The sequence below is a fragment of the Janthinobacterium sp. AD80 genome (genome assembly GCF_002878455.1).
Taxonomy (GTDB): domain Bacteria; phylum Pseudomonadota; class Gammaproteobacteria; order Burkholderiales; family Burkholderiaceae_D; genus Janthinobacterium.
This window is the reverse complement of sequence record NZ_NRDQ01000208.1, coordinates 1-3,610: the sequence shown is the minus strand read 5'-3', so window position 1 is coordinate 3,610 and position 3,610 is coordinate 1. Positions and strand designations below refer to the sequence as shown.

Sequence of the window (3,610 nt, the reverse complement as noted above, 5' to 3'; positions counted from 1 at the left end):
CGGCGGCATGCGCGGCAGCGTGGCCGCGCCCCGCCTGATGGCCCGCGCCATCAGCGCCAAGGGCTTGCAGCCGGAGCTGGAGCACCTGGTGACCTGCTATCACGACATCGTCATCGACAGCGAAGGCCGCGACTCCATGGGCAGCCGCTCGGCCCTGGGCGCCGCGCGCGTGCTGGTGGTGCCGCTGGACGGTGACGTCGACGCCGCCGCACAGACAGGCCTGGCGCGCCGCATCGCCCATGCGCGCAGCGCCAATCCGTCACTGCGCGTGCTGCTGGCAACAGACACGCAGAGGGCTGCCGCTTACGCGCTGGCAGCGCAAATTCCCGCAGCCCGCGTGGTCAGCCTGGGGCAGCTGTATTGCGCGGTCTTTAACAGCCATCCCCACGCCGCGTAGATCACCAGGCCCCTCGGGCCTAGCATCCTTTCCGGCACGAAAAAGGCGGCGCAGGCGCCGCCTTTCTGTTCACTCAACTCAGCCAGTTAAAACGTCTTGCTGACCGTCAGCAGCAGCGCCGTCTTGCCCATGAATTTGCCATTCACGGGCGAGGCGTAGGCGGTCTTGCCCGCATTCGTGCCGACCACCGCCAGCGCGCCAGAAACCACACCGAAGTCGCGCGTGATGCCCACTTTCCAGTCCGTATAGCTCGATGCGTCATTGTTTTTCACCTTCTGGTGGCCCGCATGCAGGTTGCCCGTCCAGCCATTCGTCAGGTCGATATTCGCGCCGATGTCCAGGTAGCCGCTGTTCTTGCTGTTGACGATGCCGAACAGGTTCGAGACGGCATGCGAATATTTGACGTAGGCGGGGCCGTACGACAGCTGGCCATAGACTTCCTGCGTATCCGCATCGGCCAGGCCGGCCACATGCTTCAAGCCGTTGTCCGCATACACATAGGCCAGCACGCCGACGTCGTAGCCGATGGCGTCGTTCAACTGGCCGCGCTTGCCCGCATACAGGTCCACTTCCACGTCGCCGCTGCCGCCCGCGTCCTTGGTCCACTTGATGGTGGAGGCCCAGGCGCCCGCATACAGGCCGGTGGGATTGTTGACGTAGTCGGCACCGCCCTGCAGCGCGGGTTTCAAACGCGTCTGCGAAATGCCGCGGTAGCGGTAGTCGGACACGCCGGCCACGTTGAAACTGATTTCATTATCCGGCTTGGTCTCCTCCGCGTGGGCCAGGCTGCCCGTCAAGGCTGTGAAGGAGGTGGAAAGGGCGAGTGCAAGCAGCGTTTTGTTCATGGTTTTTTCTTCTTCATGGGTGGTATGGGCCTTTGCCAACATGGCGCAGCTGGCCCGCCGCTGCAAAAAATGGGTAAAAATTTTAAGTAAAGCGTCCCCCCGGCGCGCGCGGCGCCTGTTTTCAAACGGGGGAAGGAGAGCGGTTTAGAGCGGCAGCAGCAAGCGGTAGCCGACCGCCGTTTCCGTCAGCAGATACTGCGGCTGGGCCGGATCGGCTTCCAGCTTCTGGCGCAGATGGCCCATGTAGATGCGCAGGTAATGGCCGTTTTCGCTGTTCGACGGCCCCCACACTTCACGCAGCAGCTGCGGATTGGTGACCACCTTGCCGGCATTTTTCACCAGCACCGACAGCAGGCGAAATTCCGTCGGCGTCATGTGCACCAGCTGCCTGTTGCGCGTCACCAGGCGGTCCTTCAGGTCGACACGCACGTCGCCGAACTGCACCACGCCATCGTCATTGGCGGCCGGCTGGCGCTGGCGGCGCAAGGTGGCGCGCACACGGGCCAGCAATTCCCCCACACCGAATGGCTTGGTCAGGTAATCGTCCGCGCCCGCGTCAAGCGCGCGGATCTTGTCCTGCTCGTCGACCCGCGCGGACAGCACGATGATGGGCACGGCCGACCACTTGCGGATATCGCTGATGAAATCGATGCCGTCGCCATCGGGCAAGCCCAGGTCCAGCACGATCAGGTCTGGCCGGCGCGTGCCCGCGTCGATCAGGCCCCGCTGCATGGTGGCCGATTCAAAAATCTGCCAGCCCTCGTCTTCCAGCGCGGAGCGCACGAAACGGCGGATTTGCGGTTCATCCTCGACCAGCAAGGCGGTGGCGGAAGGTTCGTTCATGTTGGTTTTCCTGTTTCAAAGTCTTGGGCATCATCGAGTTCCGGCTCCGGCAAGGCCGGCGGCGTGCCCAGCGGCAGGGTAAATGCCAGGGCCGCGCCCTGCCCCGGCGCAGGCTTCTGCGCATGGATGCTGCCGCCGTGCGCTTCGACGATGGCGCGGCATATCGCCAGCCCCAGGCCCACGCCAGGCTTGTTCGATTCGCGCTCGCCGCGCGTGAATTTTTCAAAGATGGCTTCTTCGCGCCCGGGCGGCAGGCCGGGACCATCGTCAAGCACCGTCACCTGCAGGAACTGGCCGTGCGTCCTGGCCGCGATGGTGATGGTGCTGCCCGGCGGCGTGTACTTGGCGGCGTTTTCCAGCAGGTTGCACAGCACGCGCTCGACCAGCACGGCGTCGTAGCGCACCAGCGGCAGGTCGGGCGCCAGCTGCGTCTGCACTTTGTGCTGCTGCAGTTGCGCGCCGCTGGCGCGTAGCGCGCTGCCCACCACTTCTTCCAGCGCCTGCCATTGCAGGTTCAGGCGCACATGGCCGCTCTCGATGCGCGCCATGTCCAGCAGGTTCGCCACCAGGGCGCTCATGCGCACGGTTTCGGACTGCAGCGAACGGGCCATGTCCAGCTGCGCGGGTGACAAGGCAGGGCGCGACAGGGCCAGCGATTCGGCCAGGCCCACCAGCGATGTCAAGGGCGTGCGCAAGTCATGCGACAGGGCCGCCAGCAGCGAATTGCGCAGCCGTTCGGACTCCATCTGCAGCAGTGCGCCCTGCGCCACGTCGATGTAATGCACGCGTTCGAGGGCGATGGCCGCCAGCGCGGCAAAGGTGTCGAGGTGCTGGCGCTGTTCCGGCACCAGCAGCCAGCGTCCGTGCTGCGGCGCCTGCAAGGGCAGCAGCGCCAGCACGCCGCGCGTGCGCATGGGCGCGATCAGCGGCAGATAGAAAATGGCCGACCCTGGCAAGGTATCGGTTCCCGTGCCGGCGGCCTGCGCATGGTCGAAGGCCCATTGCGCAATGCCCAGGTCCAGCGCTTCCGCGCCAGCGGGGCTTTGCAAACGCCCCTCGTCATCGGGCAGCAGCAAGGTAGCGCGCGCGCGGAAGGCGCGTTCGATGGCGCTTTTCGTGATGTCGAAAATCTGCTCCGTCTGCAGCACACCCGACAACTCGCGCGAAAACTCGTACAGGGCGCGGGCACGCGCTTCGCGGTGCGAGGCCACGCGCGCCTGGAAGCGCAATCCCGCCGTCAGGTGGCCCGTGATCAGCCCCACGGCCAGCATCACGCCAAAGGTAATCACATACTGGAAATCGCCCACGGCAAAGGAAAAGCGCGGCGGCACGAAGACAAAATCGAAGCACGCCACGCCCACCAGGCTGGCCAGCGCCGCCGGCCCGCGCCCCAGGCGCACGGCCACCAGTACCACCGTCAGCAAGGACAGCATGGCGATATTGGCCAGGTCAAGATAGGGCTGCAGCGGCACCGAAGCGATGGCCGTGGCCAGGCTGGCGCCGGCCGCCAATATGTAACGCCAGT

The 3,610-nt window shown here is 65.5% G+C and carries 4 protein-coding genes; 1 reads left to right on the top strand and 3 read right to left on the bottom strand.

What is annotated here, in order from left to right; translation table 11 throughout:
* The coding region (locus JaAD80_RS26920; protein WP_102299121.1) for a cobyrinic acid ac-diamide synthase at window positions 1-397 on the top strand (397 nt) is incomplete at its 5' end.
* Between the two features lie 86 nt (window positions 398-483).
* On the opposite strand, the gene JaAD80_RS26915 is transcribed toward JaAD80_RS26920, so the two are convergent.
* The 3 genes from JaAD80_RS26915 to JaAD80_RS26905 form a co-directional block, all read right to left on the bottom strand.
* Window positions 484-1,242 (bottom strand): TorF family putative porin, encoded by a 759-nt coding sequence (locus JaAD80_RS26915; RefSeq protein ID WP_102299119.1) that lies wholly within the window; start codon window positions 1,240-1,242, stop codon window positions 484-486.
* 144 nt (window positions 1,243-1,386) lie between these two features.
* On the bottom strand, window positions 1,387-2,085 hold the full coding sequence (gene kdpE, locus JaAD80_RS26910) for a two-component system response regulator KdpE (protein ID WP_102299118.1): 699 nt from the start codon (window positions 2,083-2,085) through the stop codon (window positions 1,387-1,389).
* The coding region (locus tag JaAD80_RS26905) for a DUF4118 domain-containing protein (protein ID WP_146012558.1) at window positions 2,082-3,610 on the bottom strand (1,529 nt) is incomplete at its 5' end. The genes kdpE and JaAD80_RS26905, both read right to left, overlap by 4 nt.